At 68.3% G+C, this 16,352-nt stretch carries 8 protein-coding genes and 3 pseudogenes; 8 read left to right on the top strand and 3 right to left on the bottom strand.

Annotation, left to right across the window (positions count from 1 at the left end; genetic code table 11):
• The first annotated feature begins 45 nt into the window (after positions 1-45).
• The 4 genes from ACH4TV_RS20570 to ACH4TV_RS20555 all read left to right on the top strand — a co-directional run bounded on the left by ACH4TV_RS20570 (position 46) and on the right by ACH4TV_RS20555 (position 6,090).
• Positions 46-1,398, top strand: a complete 1,353-nt coding sequence (locus ACH4TV_RS20570; protein WP_398400008.1) for a lysine N(6)-hydroxylase/L-ornithine N(5)-oxygenase family protein — start codon at positions 46-48, stop codon at positions 1,396-1,398.
• A gap of 101 nt (positions 1,399-1,499) precedes the next feature.
• A complete protein-coding gene (locus ACH4TV_RS20565) occupies positions 1,500-3,197 on the top strand; it encodes an ABC transporter ATP-binding protein (RefSeq protein ID WP_398400006.1) in 1,698 nt (565 codons plus the stop codon).
• The gene (locus ACH4TV_RS20560) at positions 3,194-5,026 is read left to right on the top strand and encodes an ABC transporter ATP-binding protein (protein ID WP_398400004.1); all 1,833 of its coding nucleotides are present in this window, start codon (positions 3,194-3,196) and stop codon (positions 5,024-5,026) included. The genes ACH4TV_RS20565 and ACH4TV_RS20560 overlap by 4 nt, the downstream gene beginning before the upstream one ends.
• Entirely contained in the window at positions 5,026-6,090 is a 1,065-nt protein-coding gene (locus tag ACH4TV_RS20555; protein WP_398400002.1) for an iron-siderophore ABC transporter substrate-binding protein, read from the top strand. Before ACH4TV_RS20560 ends, ACH4TV_RS20555 begins: the two co-directional genes overlap by 1 nt.
• Before the next feature lie 90 nt (positions 6,091-6,180).
• Here ACH4TV_RS20555 and ACH4TV_RS20550 read toward each other — a convergent pair whose 3' ends face one another.
• Entirely contained in the window at positions 6,181-7,665 is a 1,485-nt protein-coding gene (locus ACH4TV_RS20550; protein WP_398400000.1) for a family 43 glycosylhydrolase, read from the bottom strand.
• Between the two features lie 292 nt (positions 7,666-7,957).
• Between ACH4TV_RS20550 and ACH4TV_RS20545 the strand changes: the two genes are divergently transcribed.
• The 3 genes and pseudogenes from ACH4TV_RS20545 to ACH4TV_RS20535 form a co-directional block, all read left to right on the top strand.
• The gene (locus tag ACH4TV_RS20545) at positions 7,958-13,183 is read left to right on the top strand and encodes a family 43 glycosylhydrolase (RefSeq protein WP_398399998.1); all 5,226 of its coding nucleotides are present in this window, start codon (positions 7,958-7,960) and stop codon (positions 13,181-13,183) included.
• A 135-nt stretch (positions 13,184-13,318) separates the two neighbouring features.
• Positions 13,319-13,516: pseudogene (locus ACH4TV_RS20540) on the top strand (Rrf2 family transcriptional regulator); the annotation flags it as partial.
• Position 13,517: 1 nt separating this feature from the next.
• Positions 13,518-13,739: pseudogene (locus ACH4TV_RS20535) on the top strand (hemin transporter); the annotation flags it as partial.
• A 196-nt stretch (positions 13,740-13,935) separates the two neighbouring features.
• Here ACH4TV_RS20535 and ACH4TV_RS20530 read toward each other — a convergent pair.
• Positions 13,936-14,196, bottom strand: a pseudogene (locus ACH4TV_RS20530) (ISAzo13 family transposase); the annotation flags it as partial.
• Positions 14,197-14,360: 164 nt separating this feature from the next.
• The gene (locus ACH4TV_RS20525) at positions 14,361-15,479 is read right to left on the bottom strand and encodes a glycosyltransferase (protein ID WP_398399996.1); all 1,119 of its coding nucleotides are present in this window, start codon (positions 15,477-15,479) and stop codon (positions 14,361-14,363) included.
• A 480-nt stretch (positions 15,480-15,959) separates the two neighbouring features.
• Here ACH4TV_RS20525 and ACH4TV_RS20520 point away from each other — a divergent pair.
• The coding region (locus tag ACH4TV_RS20520) for a hypothetical protein (RefSeq protein WP_398399994.1) at positions 15,960-16,352 on the top strand (393 nt) is incomplete at its 3' end.

Raw genomic sequence — 16,352 nt, 5'->3', positions numbered from 1 at the left:
TAACCTTATTTAACATCAGTGGCGCCTAGGGGAAGGAAAGTTGCGGTGAACGCACTGCACGACGAACCGGACGCCGTCCATGACGTGCTCGGTATTGGATTCGGCCCGTCAAATCTGGCACTGGCCATAGCCATCGCCGAACACAACGCACAAGCGGCGCCCGAGGAGCGGATCCACGCCGAGTTTCTGGAGCGCCAGCCACAGTTCGGCTGGCACCGCGGCATGCTCATCGACGACGCGACCATGCAGGTGTCCTTTCTCAAGGACCTGGTCACCATGCGCAACCCCACCAGCGATTTCAGCTTCCTGTGCTTCCTGCGGGACCGCGGCCGGCTGGTGGACTTCCTCAACGCGAAGACCCTCTTCCCGCTGCGGATCGAGTTCCACCAGTACTTCGAGTGGGCGGCGGCCCGCGTCGCCGACCAGGTCACGTACGACTCCGAGGTCGTCTCCGTGGAGCCCGTACTGGCCGAGAACGGCGAGATCCGCTGGTTCGACGTGGTCAGCCGCGTGCCGAGCGATCCACGGCGGACGGTGGTCCGCCGGGCCCGCAACATCTCGGTGGCCGTCGGTCTCGAACCTCACGTACCGCCGGACACCGCGCTGTCGGACCGCATCTGGCACAACAGCGAGCTGGTGCCGCGTACCCGTGAACTGAGCGGTTCGGGCGCCTCCGTGGGCCGGATCGTCGTCCTCGGGGCCGGTCAGAGCGGCGCCGAGGCGGTCGACTACCTGCACCGTTCCTTCCCCGATACCGAGGTCTGCGCGGTCTTCGCCAAGTACGGCTACACGCCCGCCGACGACAGCCCGTTCGCCAACCGGATCTTCGACCCCGAGGCGGTGGACATCTACTTCCGGTCCAGGCCGGAGGTGAAGCAGTCCCTGTACGACTACCACCGCAGCACCAACTACTCGGTGGTCGACATGGACCTGATCGAGACGCTGTACGCCACCATGTACCGCGAGAAGGTCCAGGGCAACGAGCGGCTGCGGATGCGCAACGTGTCCCGCATCCGGGACGTCGAGCAGCTGGACGACCGGCTGGACGTGACCGTCGAGTACCTCCCCACCGGAGAACGGGAGGTGCTCTCCTGCGACGTGCTCGTGCACGCCACCGGGTACCGCCCCCGGGAACTCGAAACCGTGATCGGCAGGGCCGCGAAGCTCTGCCTGCGGGACGACAACGACGCCGTACGGGTCGGCCGCGACCACCGGGTCGAGGCCGCGCCCGAAGTCACGGCCGGGATCTATCTGCAGGGGGCGACCGAGCACACGCACGGTCTCACCTCGACCCTGCTGTCGACGACAGCCGTACGCTCCGGCGAGATCCTCGACTCCCTGCTCATCCACCGCACGAGCGATGCGAGCGCCAGCGCTGGGCAACCGTCACCAACTTAGAGTAGCCTCACCTAAGTTTTCGGGCCTGCCGAAGTGCACGCACACGCACTTAGGCAGGCCTTACTGGCCCCAACCGAAGTCCGATCCCCGGAGGGGTGCGGGTGAGTAGTCCTTCACAGCTGTCGGGGCGAGACGTCCTGCGACAGACAGTCAGAGGGCAGCGGCGTGACGTCGCCCTCGGCGCACTCCTCAGTTCCGGTCATCAACTGGGCGAGGCCATGGTGCCCGTCCTCATCGGCCTCGTCATCGACCGCGCCGTCACCGGCTCCGACACCGGCGCCCTGCTGCGCTGGCTCGTCGTCCTCGCCGTCGTCTACGTCGGTCTCGCCCTCAGCTTCCGCTTCGGCGCCTGGTCCGGCGACCGGGCCGCCGCCCAGGCCGAACACACCCTCCGCATCTCCCTCGTACGCCGGGTCCTGGCACCCGGGGGCGGCGCCGAGGAGGGCCGGCTGCCCGGCGCCCTCGCCAACATCGCCACCGAGGACGCCAAGCGCGTCGGCGCCGTCAACATGGCGGTCATGTACGGGATCTCGGCCATCGTCGGCATCCTCGCCGGCGCGGTCATCCTGCTGCGTACGTCCATCACGCTCGGCCTGGTCGTGCTGCTCGGCACACCCGTGCTGCTGTGGCTGGGCCATCTGCTGAGCAAGCCGCTGGAGACGCGCAGCGAGGCCGAGCAGGAGCAGGCCGCGCACGCCTCGGCCGTCGCCGCCGACCTGGTCGCCGGCCTGCGCATCCTCAAGGGCATCGGCGGTGAGTCCACCGCCCTGGCCCGCTACCGCACCACCAGCCGCGACTCCCTCCGGGCCACCCTGAGGGCCGCCCGCGCGCAGGCCTTCCAGAACGGCATGGTGCTCTCGCTCACCGGCTGTCTGATCGCCGCCGTCGCCCTGGTCGGCGGCCGGCTCGCCGCCCAGGGGGACATCAGTCTGGGCCAGTTGGTGTCGGCGGTCGGGCTCGCGCTCTTCCTGCTCGGCCCCCTGGAGACTCTCGCGTGGGTCAACGCCGAGCTCGCCCAGGGCCGGGCCTCGGCGACCCGCGTCGCCGAGGTGCTGGCCGCACCGCCCACCGTCACCGCGGGTGAGCGCACCCTGGACCAGCCGGTGCGCGGCGCGGTCCGGCTGACCGGCGTCACCCTCGGCGGACTCCGGGGCCTCGACCTCGACATCGCACCAGGTGAGCTGCTCGGCGTGGTCGCGACCGATCCCGTGCACGCGACCGACCTCCTGCGCTGCCTGGCCCGCCGGTGCGACCCGGAGACGGGCACCGTCGAGCTGGACGGCGTCCTTCTGCGGGACCTGGACCCGGCCGAACTGCGCACCGCGCTGCTGGTGGCCGAGCACGACGCCGACCTCTTCGAGGGCACCGTCCGCTCCAACGTCACGGCGGCCGCCCCCGACGGCACCGACCCGGAACCGGCGATGGCGGCGGCCGGCGTGACGCAGGTCGCCCAGACCCTCCCGGACGGCGAGGACACCGCGGTCAGCGAGCGGGGCCGCTCACTCTCCGGCGGGCAGCGTCAACGGGTCGCGCTGGCAAGGGCGCTGGCGGCGGAGCGGCCCGTCCTGGTGGTCCACGATCCGACCACCGCCGTCGACACGGTGACCGAGGCGGGCATCGCCACCGGCATCCGCGAGATCCGCAAGGGCCGTACGACGGTCCTGGTGACCAACAGCCCCGCCCTGCTGTCGGTCACCGACCGGGTGGTGCTGCTGGAGGACGGGCGGGTCACCGACACCGCCCTGCACGCGGACCTGATCGACCGTCACGAGACCTACCGAGCGGCGGTGTTGGCATGACCGATGACGAACTCCCCGGCGCAACCCGGGAGTTGCTGCCCACGGCGACCACCGCGCGCACCCGTGCCGCGGTGGGCGAACTGGTCCGCCCGCACCGCGGGCTGGCCCTCGGGGCCTTCGCCGTGATGGTCGCGGCGACCGCTGTCGGGCTGCTCGTCCAGCCGCTGCTGGGCCGCATGGTCGACCTGGTCGCCGAGCAGCGCCCGCCCGACGACCTCACCCTTCCCGTCGTCTTCCTGGTCCTGGTGGCCGTCGCCCAGGGCGGCTCCACCGCGCTCGGGCTGTCCCTGGTGTCCCGGCTCGGGGAGACCGTGCTGGCGCAGTTGCGTGAGCGGTTCGTCGAACGGGCGCTGCAACTGCCGCTGGAGCAGGTGGAGAAGGCCGGGTCCGGCGACCTCAACGCCCGGGTGACCAGGGACGTCTCGGTGGTCGGCGAGGCGGTGCGCAACGCGTTGCCGGAGCTGGTCCGCTCCCTGCTCGCCATCGTGCTGACCTTCGTCGCGATGGCCGCGCTGGACTGGCGCTTCCTGCTGGCCGCACTGCTCGCGGTGCCCGTCCAGGCGGGGACCGCGCGCTGGTACGTGCGCAACGCCGTGCCGCTGTACGCCAAGCAGCGCATCGCCACGGGGGCCCAGCAGCAGCAGCTTCTGGACAGCATCGCGGGCGCCGGCACCGTGCGGGCGTTCCGCCTGGAGGAGCCGCACACCGAGTCCGTCACCCAACGTTCGTCCGCCGCCGTCGCGTTGACGATGCGGGGCGTGCGGCTGGTGCTGAACTTCTACAACCGGCTGCACATCGCCGAGTACACCGGCCTCGCCGCGGTCCTGGTCACCGGGTTCCTGCTGGTGCGCGCCGACTCCGTGTCCATCGGTACCGCCACGGCCGCCGCCCTCTACTTCCACAGCCTCTTCGGCCCGGTCAACCAGGCCCTCGCGCTGCTCGACGACGCCCAGGCGGCGACGGCGGCCCTGGCCCGGCTGGTCGGCGTCGCGGACGTACCGGCTCCCGAGACGGCTCCCCCCGCGCCCACGGCACAGCACCGGGAGCCCGGCACGGTCACCGTGACCGGCGTCCACCACGAGTACGTGCCCGGGCGTCCCGTCCTGCGGGACGTGCATCTCACACTCGCGGCCGGGGAGCGGGTCGCCCTGGTCGGACCGAGCGGTGCGGGCAAGACGACGCTCGCCAAGCTGATCGCGGGTGTGCACGAGCCGACCTCCGGCACGGTTCACCTGACCGGCGCGTCGACGTCCGCCGGCAGCCTGCCGGTTGCCCTGGTCACCCAGGAGACGCACGTCTTCGCCGGTCCGCTCGCCGACGACCTGCGTCTCGCGCGCGCCGACGCGACGGACGAGGCCCTGCACTCGGCCCTCACCGAAGTGGCCGCGCTGGACTGGGTGCTGGGCCTGCCCGAGGGTCTGGCCACCGTCGTCGGCGAGGGCGGGCACCGGCTCACCGCCGCCCAGGTGCAGCAACTGGCGCTGGCCCGGCTGGTGCTGGCCGATCCGCCGGTCGCCGTACTCGACGAGGCGACGGCCGAGGCCGGCAGCACCGGCGCGCGGCTGCTGGAGAAGGCCGCCGACCGGGCGATCGAGAACCGTACCGCCCTCGTGGTCGCCCACCGTCTCACCCAGGCCGCGGACGCGGACCGGATCGTCGTCATGGACGGCGGCCGGATCGTGGAGAGCGGCACCCATGACGAGCTGTGCGCGGCAGCCGGAACCTACGCCTCCCTGTGGCAGGCCTGGTCCGGCACCCGTACTACAGCCGAGAAGCCCCCCACGCCCCGTACCGGCACCGACACAACCACCACCAAAAAGGAACACTGATGCTCGGCTCTCCCAGAGGCACTCGGCTCGCCGCGGCGCTCACCTCTGCACTACTCCTCTTCGGTACCGCCACCGCCTGCGGTTCCGACGACGACTCCTCCGACACGGCGGGCTCCGAGGCCACCGCGTCGGCCAACTCCGCCTTCCCGGTGACCCTTTCGCACAAGTACGGCAGCACCACGATCAAGTCCGAGCCGAAGCGGATCGTCACGGTCGGCCTGACCGACCAGGACGCCGTGCTCGCGCTGGGCAAGGTGCCGGTCGGTACGACCGAGTGGCTGGGCGGCTACAAGGGCGCCATCGGCCCGTGGGCCGCGGACAAGCTGGGCAGTGCGGCGGCGCCGACCGTCCTCACGGACACCGGCACGGGCCCGCAGACGGAGAAGATCGCCGCCCTGCGGCCGGACCTGATCCTCGCGGTCTACAGCGGTCTGACGAAGGCGCAGTACGACACACTGTCGAAGTTCGCCCCGGTGGTGGCCCAGCCCAAGGAGTACAACGACTACGGCGTGCCGTGGCAGAACCAGACCGAGATCATCGGCAAGGCGCTCGGCCAGGAGGCCAAGGCCAAGGAACTGGTCACCGGGGTCGAGTCCGACTTCAAGAAGGCCGCTGCCGAGCACCCCGAGTTCGCCGGTGCCACCGCCGTGATGGCGACCCCGTACGAGGGCACCTTCGTCTTCGGCAGCCAGGACCCGCGCTCGCGTGTCCTCACGAACCTCGGCTTCAAGCTGCCCGTCGACCTGGACAAGGTCATCGGTGACGAGTTCGGTGCCAACATCAGCAAGGAGCGCACCGACCTCCTGAACACGGACGCGATCGTGTGGATCGTCTCCGACATCGCCAAGGACGAGGCCGCGCTGAACAAGAACGCCCTCTACGCGGACCTGAAGGTGGCGAAGGAGGACCGCGAGGTCTTCGTCAAGGAGAGCAGCGACTACGGCAACTCGGTGTCGTTCGTGTCGGTGCTGAGCCTGCCGTACATGCTGGAGCGGCTCGTCCCGCAGCTGACGGCCGCGGTCGACGGCAAGCCGGCCACGAAGGTGACCGAGCCCGCGAACTGACCGTCAGGTCAGCTGAATTGACTGCACGTCACGTGAGTGTGGCCCAACCGGAGTTCCGGTTGGGCCACACTCACGTCACTGACCAGCGGTTCAGGTGGTGGGCTTGAGCTGCCACTGCTGGCAGTTGTTGTTCAGCCAGGACCACTGCCGTACGTCGGCGCCGTTCGCGGTGGAGCAGTCGGCGACGTCGGCGACCTTGCCGGTGGACTCGTTCACGATGCGCACGTAGTCACCGGTGGCGGTGTGGACGAGCCTGAACTTCTGGCAGTTGTTGTTCAGCCAGGACCACTGGCGCAGATCGGTCCCGTCGGCCGTGGCGCACGCCGCGGTGTCCATCACCTTGCCGGTGGCGACGTTGACCAGTCGGCTGGTGTCGCTCGCCTGGTCCTCGATGCGCCACTTCTGGTTGTTTCCGCCGTTGCAGGTCCACTGGAAGATGTTGGTGCCGTCGGCGGTGTTCCCGCCTTCCACGTCAAGGCACTTGCCGCTCTGGCGGTTCACCAGCGTGTACGCGGTCGGGGTCACCGCGGTCTCGCCGGACGGGCCGGGCAGGGTGGTGCCGAGCGCGACCGGGGTGCCGAAGTTCGGGGTGCCGTCCGCGTTCCAGGTGAACTTCTGGGCGCGGGTCGTGCGGCCGTTGCCGCAGCCGCCGGAGGCCGAGTCGTTGGCGTGGTAGACGAGCCAGTTCTCGGTGCCGTCGGGCGAGGTGAAGAACCCGTTGTGGCCCGGCCCGTAGACCCCGGCCGCGTCGTTGCGCTGGAAGACGGGCGTCTGCTTCTTCGTCCAGGACGACGCCAGCAGCGGGTCGGTGCCGGTGAGTTCGAGCTGACCGAGCTTGTAGTCGGCTGTCACGCAGTAGCTCGCGGAGAAGGTGAGGAAGGTCCGGCCGTCGTGGTAGAGCGGCTCGGGGCCCTCGTTGACGGGCGCCCCGGAGGTCTCCCAGGCCAGCGTCGGCTGGGAGATGAGGCTGAAGGTGGAACCGCTGACCGTGTACGGGTTGGTCATCGGCGCGATGACCAGGCTCTGCTTGCTGCCGCCGATGGCGCCGCTGCCGACCAGGTAGAGCTTGTTGTTGTACTTCAGCACGGTGGCGTCGATGAGCCAGCCGCCGGGCGTCAGATTGGACCCGGTGAGCTGGCCCTTGAAGGTGTACGGACCCATCGGGTCGGTGCCGGCGCTCTCCACGACGTACGTCCGCTGCTCGTCGCAGCACGCGGCCCCGCTCGGCGCGCCGGAGTAGTACAGATACCAGCGGCCGTCGAGGAAGTGCAGCTCGGGCGCCCAGAAGTTGTTGTTGCGGGTCGAGGTGGTGTCACTCCAGACCTGCACGCTGGCCGCCGTCGACAGGCCGGCCAGGGTCGGCGACTTGCGCATGGTCAGGACGCCGGTGAAGGACGTGGTGACCAGGTAGTAGTTGCCGTTGTAGTACTCCAGCCAGGGGTCGGCGCCCTTCTGGGACTTGACCGGGTTCGTGTACGGGCGCCCCTCGGCCGCGACGGCGGGTTGGATGGCGACGGGCACGAGCAGCGCCAGCAGCGCCGCCAAGAGGGTCAACCAGTGACGGGTACGGAACACAACGGGTCCCTTCTCATTCACATCTCATTCACATTGTTCGAAATCCCGGACAATGTACGTAACTTCGACCAGAACATAGGTACGCGAGGTGCACACGTCAACGTTTGTGACAGGTTCGGTTCCGGTTGACGTCCGTCGCGTTAAAACAAGTTGTCCGACCTGCCGAACGTTGTTCGAAAACCCTTGACGCTCCCGGTCGCAGCGATTGACACTCTCGCAACGCGAGGTCACACAGACGAAATCTGATCCCTCCCGTTACCTCCCCCGTGCCTGAACAGAGGAAGCCCACACGATGCAACTCGCGAGATCGCGCGGCCGTACGAGATCCTGGTCGGAACGGCTCGCCGGACTGACCGCCGCATCGCTTCTCCTCGGGCTCGCCGGGCCGTTGGCGATGTCCTCCTCCGCCCAGGCCGCCGCGGCCGACATCACCGACGGGCTCGCCCTCTGGTACAAGCTCGACGCCGCCTCCGGCACCGCCGTCGCGGACGCCTCGGGCAACGGCCGTACCGGCACGGTCAACGGCACCGCCGGCTGGTCGAACTCCGGCGAGGGACTGGGCTTCAACGGTTCCGACACCTACATCAAGGTGCCGGACAACATCATGAGCGGCCTGAACTCGATCACCGTCTCGATGGACGTGAAGATCGACTCCACCCAGTCCAACCCGTACTTCATCTACGGCTTCGGCAACACCAGCGGCACGGCCGGCAACGGCTACCTGTTCACCACGGGCAACTCCTACCGGACCTCCATCGCCAGCGGCAACTGGTCGACGGAACAGACGACCCGGTCCCCGGGCACGAACCTCCAGCGCGCCGTCTGGAAGCAGATCACCTACACCCAGACCGGCACCACGGGCGTGCTCTACGAGGACGGCGTGGAGGTGGGCCGCAACACGGCGGTCACCCTCACACCCGGTTCCATCGGCTCGGGCACGACGACCGCCAACTACATAGGCAAGTCGGTCTACCCCGGCGACAACCTCTTCAAGGGCAACATCCGCGACTTCCGCGTCTACAACCGGGCGTTGGCCGGCACGGAGGTCGAGGAACTCTCCCTCCCCGTCGCCACGCAGGGCGTCGCCGCCGACAAGTCGGCCCTGACGCTGGGCGACACCAGCGCGGTGATCGCCGACCTGACCCTGCCGAGCGCGGGCCCGGCGGGCGGCTCCGCCATCACCTGGGCGAGCGACAACGCGTCCGTGGTGTCGTCCTCCGGCGCCGTCACCCGCCCCGCCGCCGGGCAGCCGGACGGCCGCGCCACGCTCACGGCGACCCTGAAGAAGGGCCCGGTGAGCGACACCAAGACCTTCGACGTCACGGTCCCGGCCACCTTCGACGACGCCACGGCCACCCGGCAGGCCGCCGAGGCGCTGACCGTCCCGGACATCGATGACGTACGAGGGAACCTCACTCTTCCGTCAACGGGCGCCTTCGGTACGGCTGTTGCCTGGTCCTCGGCGAACCCCGCCGTCATCGCCACCGACGGTGTGGTGCACCGCCCCGCGCACGGAGCCGGCGCCACGACGGTCGAACTGACCGCGACCGTCACCAAGGGCAGCGCCACGGCGACCCGCGTCCTGACGGCCAAGGTCCCCGAACTCCCCGTGAAGGAAGCCCTCAAGGGCTACATGTTCAGCTACTTCACCGGCGAGGGCACCTCGGACGGCGAACAGCTCTACGCGGCCCTCAGCAAGGGCAACGACCCGCTGAAGTGGCGGGAGTTGAACGACGGCAAGCCCGTCCTGACGTCCACGCTCGGCGAGAAGGGCCTGCGCGACCCGTTCATCATCCGCTCCCCCGAGGGCGACAAGTTCTACCAGATCGCCACGGACCTGCGGATCTACGGCAACGGCGACTGGGACGCCTCGCAGCGCACGGGCAGCAAGTCCATCATGGTGTGGGAGTCCACCGACCTGGTCCACTGGACCGACCAGCGGCTGGTGAAGGTCTCCCCCGACGCGGCCGGCAACACCTGGGCGCCCGAGGCCTATTACGACACGAACCTCGGCTCCTACGTCGTCTTCTGGGCCTCGAAGCTGTACGACAACGCCGACCACTCCGGCGACACGTACAACCGCATGATGTACGCGACGACCCGTGACTTCCGCACCTTCAGCGAGCCCAAGGTGTGGATCGACCGCGGCTACTCGGTCATCGACTCCACGATGATCAAGGACAAGGACACCTACTACCGCTTGTCCAAGGACGAGCGGAACAACTCCTCCTCGACGCCGAACAGCAAGTTCATCTTCGAGGAGAAGAGCGACTCGATCCTCAACCCGTCCTACACCGCCGTCGCCGAGGGCATCGGCAAGGGCGCGATGAGCGCGGCCGAGGGTCCCCTGGTGTTCAAGTCGAACACCGAGGAGAAGTGGTACGCGTTCCTCGACGAGTTCGGCGGTCGCGGCTACATCCCCTTCGAGACGACGGACCTCGCGTCGGGCGTGTGGACCCCCTCCACGGACTACGACCTCCCCGCGGAGCCCCGCCACGGCACGGTACTCCCGGTCACCCAGGCCGAGTACGACCGGCTGCTGAACGCCTACCAGCCGGACCAACTCGTCGCATCCGTCGAGGACATCACGGTCAAGACGCGCACCGGTGAGGCCCCGGTCCTCCCGGGCACGGTCATCGCCACCTACGCGGACGGCGTCAAGCGCCCCGTCTCCGTCACCTGGGACACCGTCCCGGCGTCGGCGTACGCCCAGCCCGGCACCTTCACGGTGCTCGGCGCCCTCCCGAACGGCGAGGCCCTCCCGGTCCGCGCCACCGTCACGGTCTCGGCCGAAGGCCCGGACGTCCCGGCCGACCTGGTCCTGCACTACGACTTCGACGAGACGGGCGGCAACATCGCCCGTGACTCCAGCGGCCACGGCTACCACGGCACGTACGTCCGAACTCCCGACTTCGGTACGGGAGTCGAGGGCGGCTCCTTCAAGATGGCCGGCGGCAACAGCTCGTCCACGTCGCCGTACGTCAGCATCCCGAACGGCGTCCTCAAGGACACCAGCAGCGTCACCGTCTCCACGTATGTGAAGTGGAAGGGCGGGGACAACTTCCAGTGGTTGTTCGGCCTCGGCCCGGACAACAACAAGTACCTGTTCGCCACGCCGTCCAACGGCGCCGGGAAGCTCTTCTCCGCGATCACCAAGGCGACCTGGTCCGGTGAGAAGCAGATGATCGGGGGCGCGCAGCTCACCGCCGGTCAGTGGAAGCACGTGACGGTCACCCTCAACGGGGCCACCGGCACGGCGATCCTCTACGTGGACGGCGCCGAGACGGCCCGGGTCACCGACGTCGTCATCAAGCCGTCCGACCTGTACGACGCCTCGAAGGGCTACTCCGGCTACATCGGCAAGTCGATGTACTCGCCCGACCCGTACTTCGGCGGCGAGGTCGACGACTTCCGCATCTACAACCGGGCGCTCTCCCCGGCCGAGGTCCTGGAGATCTCCGGCAACACGACCGGGATCGCCGCGGCGACCCACCCCGCGCTGAAGGTCGGCGCGATCCTCGACGACGCGGGCAGCAAGATCACGCTGCCGGTCACCCCCGGCACCGAACTGACCGCCCTGGCACCGGAGTTCACGCTGGCCCACGGTGCGGCGATCAGCCCGGCGTCGGGCACGGTCCGCGACTTCACCAAGCCGGTCACGTACGAGGTCACCGGCTCGGACGGCAAGAAGCGCACCTGGACGGTGACGGCCGTGGAGATGAAGAGCCCGGTGCTGCCGGGCCTGAACGCGGACCCGAACATCGTGCGCTTCGGCGACACCTTCTACATCTACCCGACCACCGATGGCTTCGAGGGCTGGAGCGGTACGCAGTTCAAGGCGTACTCCTCCACCGACCTGGTCCACTGGAAGGACCACGGGGTCATCCTTGACCTGGGTCCCGACGTCAGCTGGGCCGACAGCCGCGCCTGGGCGCCGACGATGGGCGAGAAGAACGGCAAGTACTACTTCTACTTCTCCGCCGACGCGAACATCGGCGTGGCGGTGTCGGACTCGCCGACCGGTCCCTTCAAGGATCCGCTGGGCAAGCCGCTGCTGAAGGCGGGTGCCTACACGGGCCAGATGATCGACCCGGCGCTCTTCACCGACGACGACGGCCAGTCGTACCTGTACTGGGGCAACGGCCGCGCCTACGTGGTCCCGCTCAACGACGACATGGTCTCCTTCGACGCGTCGAAGGTCACCAACATCACGCCGCCCAACTACAACGAGGGCACGTTCGTCATCAAGCGCGGCGGCACCTACTACTTCATGTGGTCGGAGAACGACACCCGCGACGAGAACTACCAGGTGGCCTACGCGACCGGTTCCTCGCCCACGGGTCCCTGGACCAAGCGCGGTCTGATCCTGGAGAAGGACCTCTCCCTGGGCATCAAGGGCCCCGGCCACCACTCGGTGGTCCACGTCCCGAACACCGACGACTGGTACATCGCCTACCACCGCTTCGCGATCCCCGGCGGCGACGGCATGCACCGCGAAACGACCATCGACAAGCTGGAGTTCGACGCCGCCGGCCTGATCAAGAAGGTCGTCCCGACCCTGTCGAGCATCGACCCGGTGACGATCGTCCACGCGGGCCCGGACACCACGGGCCAGGAGGGCAGCGCGATCCCGCTCACGGGCACCGTCTCGGGGGCAGCCACCCCGGTGTGGAGCGTGGGAGCCACGACCCCCTGCACGGTCGCAAGCAGGACCACCGTCCCGACGTCGATCACCTGCACCGACAACGGCACGTACGAGGTCACACTGACCGGAGGCCGCAGCACCGACACGCTGACGGTGACGGTCACGAACGCGCCGCCGGCCATCGTCTCGGCCGAGGGCCCGAAGACCCCGGTACCGGCCGGCAAGGGCACCCCCGCCCGGATCAAGGTCACGTTCACCGACCCGGGCCGGTCCGACACGTACACCTGCAAGATCGACTGGAAGGACGGCACGGCACCGACGTCCGGCAAGGTCACGGGCGGCATCTGCGAGGCCACCCACGCCTATCTGTCGGCGGGCATCCACAGCCCGGTGATCACGGTGACCGACGACGACGGGGCCTCGGACACCGCCCAGCTCCCCGAGCTGATTGTCTACGACCCCAAGGGCTCCGCAGCGGGCGCCGGCGTGATCGCGTCCCGGCCGGGCGCCTACCCGGCGGACCTCGCCCTGTCCGGCAAGGCGGCCTTCTCCTTCGCCGCCCTCTACAAGAAGAACGCGACGGTCCCGACGGGCACGGCGACCTTCGACTTCAAGCCGGAGAAGGCCGGCAAGCCGGCGGGACCGGTCGTGAAGTTCCGCGCCACGTCCTCCGACTGGCTGGTGGTCACGGGCTCCAAGGCCGTGTACCAGGGCTCCGGCACGGTCAACGGCGCCACCGGTTACGCGTTCCGCATCACGGTGACGGACGGGCCGGACACGTACCGCATCAAGATCTGGAAGAAGTCGACGGGAGCGGTCGTCTACGACAACCGCACCGGCGTCACGACGAAGGGCATCGTCCTGGGCCGCTAGGCCAGATGTACCGATCGCGCCGGACAGCTGAACCCGAGGCGCGCACACGGAGTTGGGCCTGACCGCCCGCTCGGTGTGCGCGCCCTCGGCGTTCTGGTGCCGGCCCCTCCCAAATACGCGTCTCACATGCAACCCGTCCCCTATACGCACACGGCGAAGGCCATCGCCCAGTTGCACCACCTGGCGGTGATCGAGACACGGCGCGGACGCAACGGCGGGCTGACGCTCACCGATGCGGGCCGGAGCACTCGCGTGGGGGATCTGGTCAGGACACCGGAGGGCGACCGGGAAGCAGTCGCATGCGAGGGCGACACCCCCTGCCCCCTCTCGGGCGATATCAATTCATCTGAACACGATCACGGAGCTGTTCTACCGGCGGAAGTTCGAGGAGTGTCCCGAACTGCTGCGGCACCTGTTCAACCGGACCAACCAGGTCACCGGCGCCCAGCGCGAGGCACTGGCCGGCTCGGTGGCGGCCTTCGCCACCCTTTTGGTCGAGCAGCCCGACGAGCGCCCGGACGCCGTCCTGTCGCGCATCGCCCCTTCGAGTTCGTCGAAGCGATCGCGGACATGTCCACCGAGGGCGACACCGTGCGTCTGGCCCCCGTCAAGTTCCAGCCCAGCCACTCGGACGACGTGGCCGTGGCCGTCGGGCGCACCGCGGTCGGCACCCCGGTCAACGCGTGGTGGAGATCGCCGGCCCCGGCCTGTTCCAGCTCGACGAGCTTCTGCGCAAGGTACTCGCAGTCAGGAAGGTCCACAGCCTTCTTCCGGCCCCCACCAGGACGACGGACCCACCCCAACAGAGCCTGACCACACTCCAGTTCATCCGCTCCGCGCGAGACCGTGCCCTCCCGAACCCCAGCCGCGGCAGCGACGAGCCTGATCCCACCATGCCCCGACGACAGCGCTTCCGCCCCTATGGCCAGCCGACGCTGCCGCTCGTCGAGATGCGGCAACAACACCTGGAACTCCGCAGCCAGGACGGCCTCGATCCCCTCCGGTCTCCCCACACCAGAGCAACGAGCCGCACAGCTGGAAACCACGACTTGTTCCCGGGCCGGACGCACACATCACGGAGACCCGTTTCGCCTACTGGGTCGGGCAGCAGCAGTAAGTACTACCATTGGCCGAGTCGCCGAGAACGATCGAGAACGCCTGACGCACGTGGCCGCGTCTACATTTCGGCCCCGGAGGTCCGCGACGTTCCCCCCTCGGCACTGCTCGATGTCTCGGCTTGCCGGGCGACGGCAAAATCACGATTCCGCAGTGTCTGCAGACGATATGCTTCCGGCAGATCAGGAATCGCCAGGAGGCGGTCACATGCTTCGAGGGAACCCTGAATATCCCCTGCCCAGTAAGAAACGATGGAATATTCGAAGAGCAGCCCCCACGTGTAGACCCATGGGTGAGTGAAGAGGATATCGTCGGGCTCCACGCGATTGATCCCCGCACACGCGAAGGCATGCCCAGCACGATAGTTTCCACGCTTGCGCAGCCGTGAGACCAATTCGAAGCATGCTTCAAGGCGCTGCGGCCGCTGTTCCCATGCCCGCGAGAGGGTATCCATTGCTCCCGGCCAGTCACCGGACTCATCCTTGAGGATTCCTGCCTGCAGGAGCGCGTAATAGATCTCCTCTCCCCAGCCCCCCATCTCCGCACGGCGTTCGTAAAGGGCGATCGCCTCTTCTGTGCGACCCATGTCACGCATGGTCTGGGCCAGGTAGAACGTGCTGCGCGCGTTTGTAGGATCGCGCTCGAGCTCCGAGCTCAGGAGGGCCATGTCCCGTTCGAACTTGTCGTGCCGGGAGCCGCCGTCAGCGAAGTGCTCGATCACGAGGGCGTCGAGGTTCTCCTGTTCGTGCTCCTCGTCGGCAGTGAGGTACTCGTGCGTCACGCCTTCGTAGCGCCAGTGCAAATCGCCGCGGACGAGACGCTTGATCCGGTAGGAGAGACTTCCGGCGTGCGGGATCATATAGGACGCACAGGACAGCGAAGGCAATGGCCCTTCTTGCCGGATGGTCATGTCGGCGTCCATAAGAAGCAGGTAGTCGGCCTTCCCGCGGGCGCGTTCGATGTTGAGCGTTCGATTGACTCCGAAGTCAACCCAGGGGTCGTCGTGCAGCTCACCGGGGACGCCATCGAAGGCTTTTCGAATCAGATCCTGGGTGCCATCCGTCGAGCCTGTGTCAGAGATGATCCAGGTGTCGACGATGTCGCGTACCGAAGCGATACACCGCTCAATCACGGCCGATTCATTCTTTACGATCATGCAGAGGCAGATGGTCGGTTTCATGGTTCTGGCCCTACCTTCGAGTTTCCAATCGGGCATGACGATAAAAGTCGAATCACGTGGAAGGAAGTCGCCGCCACTTTAGACACTTCGACTCAAGGATTGTCGACGCAACGCCGATTCCTGTTATGAGCGAGACCGACTGCCCCCCTTGCCTCACGGAGTGGGTACACGAAGCAGGTGTCACGGAGCTGGCCGTTTCACGTCAAAGCCGGCCCTGAGATTGCCATGCGCATGATCACAACAGGACGGCAGCTCGGACGGAGCGGCAACGTCACACAAAGTGCGCGATCAATCGCAGATGGTAATGATGTGAGTGTCGCCCCAGCCGGGGTGGCGTGACTATTCGACTTCGCGAAAACAGGAGACCGCATGAGCCCTGACTCCAGGACACGTTCCTCACTCGGGCCGCTCCCGCTCCCCAGGCGGAGCACTTGGATTGCGGGCAGCAGCCTTGCATCCCTCGCTCTCGTACTCACAGGCATGGCCAGCCCGGCTCTCGCGATGGAGCACACGAAGACAGTCGCCGCCATAGCTTCTGGCGCCAACCCGAGCGGCGACGAATGCCAAGACGGCCATTGCGACGACTACGGCGACCAGGGTCACGAGGGCGAGCCCGGCCCCACGGGGCCCGCGGGGCCGACGGGCCCGACCGGCCCCGCGGGTGCCGACGGTGAAGACGGCGCCGACGGCGAAGACGGCGCCACCGGCCCGACCGGCCCCGCAGGCGCCGACGGCGAAGACGGCGCCACCGGCCCGACCGGACCGACCGGACCTGCGGGCGCCGACGGTGCCACCGGCCCGACCGGACCTGCAGGCGCCGACGGTGCCACCGGCCCGACCGGACCTGCAGGCGCCGACGGTGCCACCGGCCCG

This window comes from Streptomyces sp. NPDC020898, assembly GCF_044333925.1.
Lineage (GTDB): Bacteria > Actinomycetota > Actinomycetes > Streptomycetales > Streptomycetaceae > Streptomyces.
Note: the sequence above shows the minus strand (reverse complement) of the source record. Positions and strands in the feature narration are given on the sequence as shown.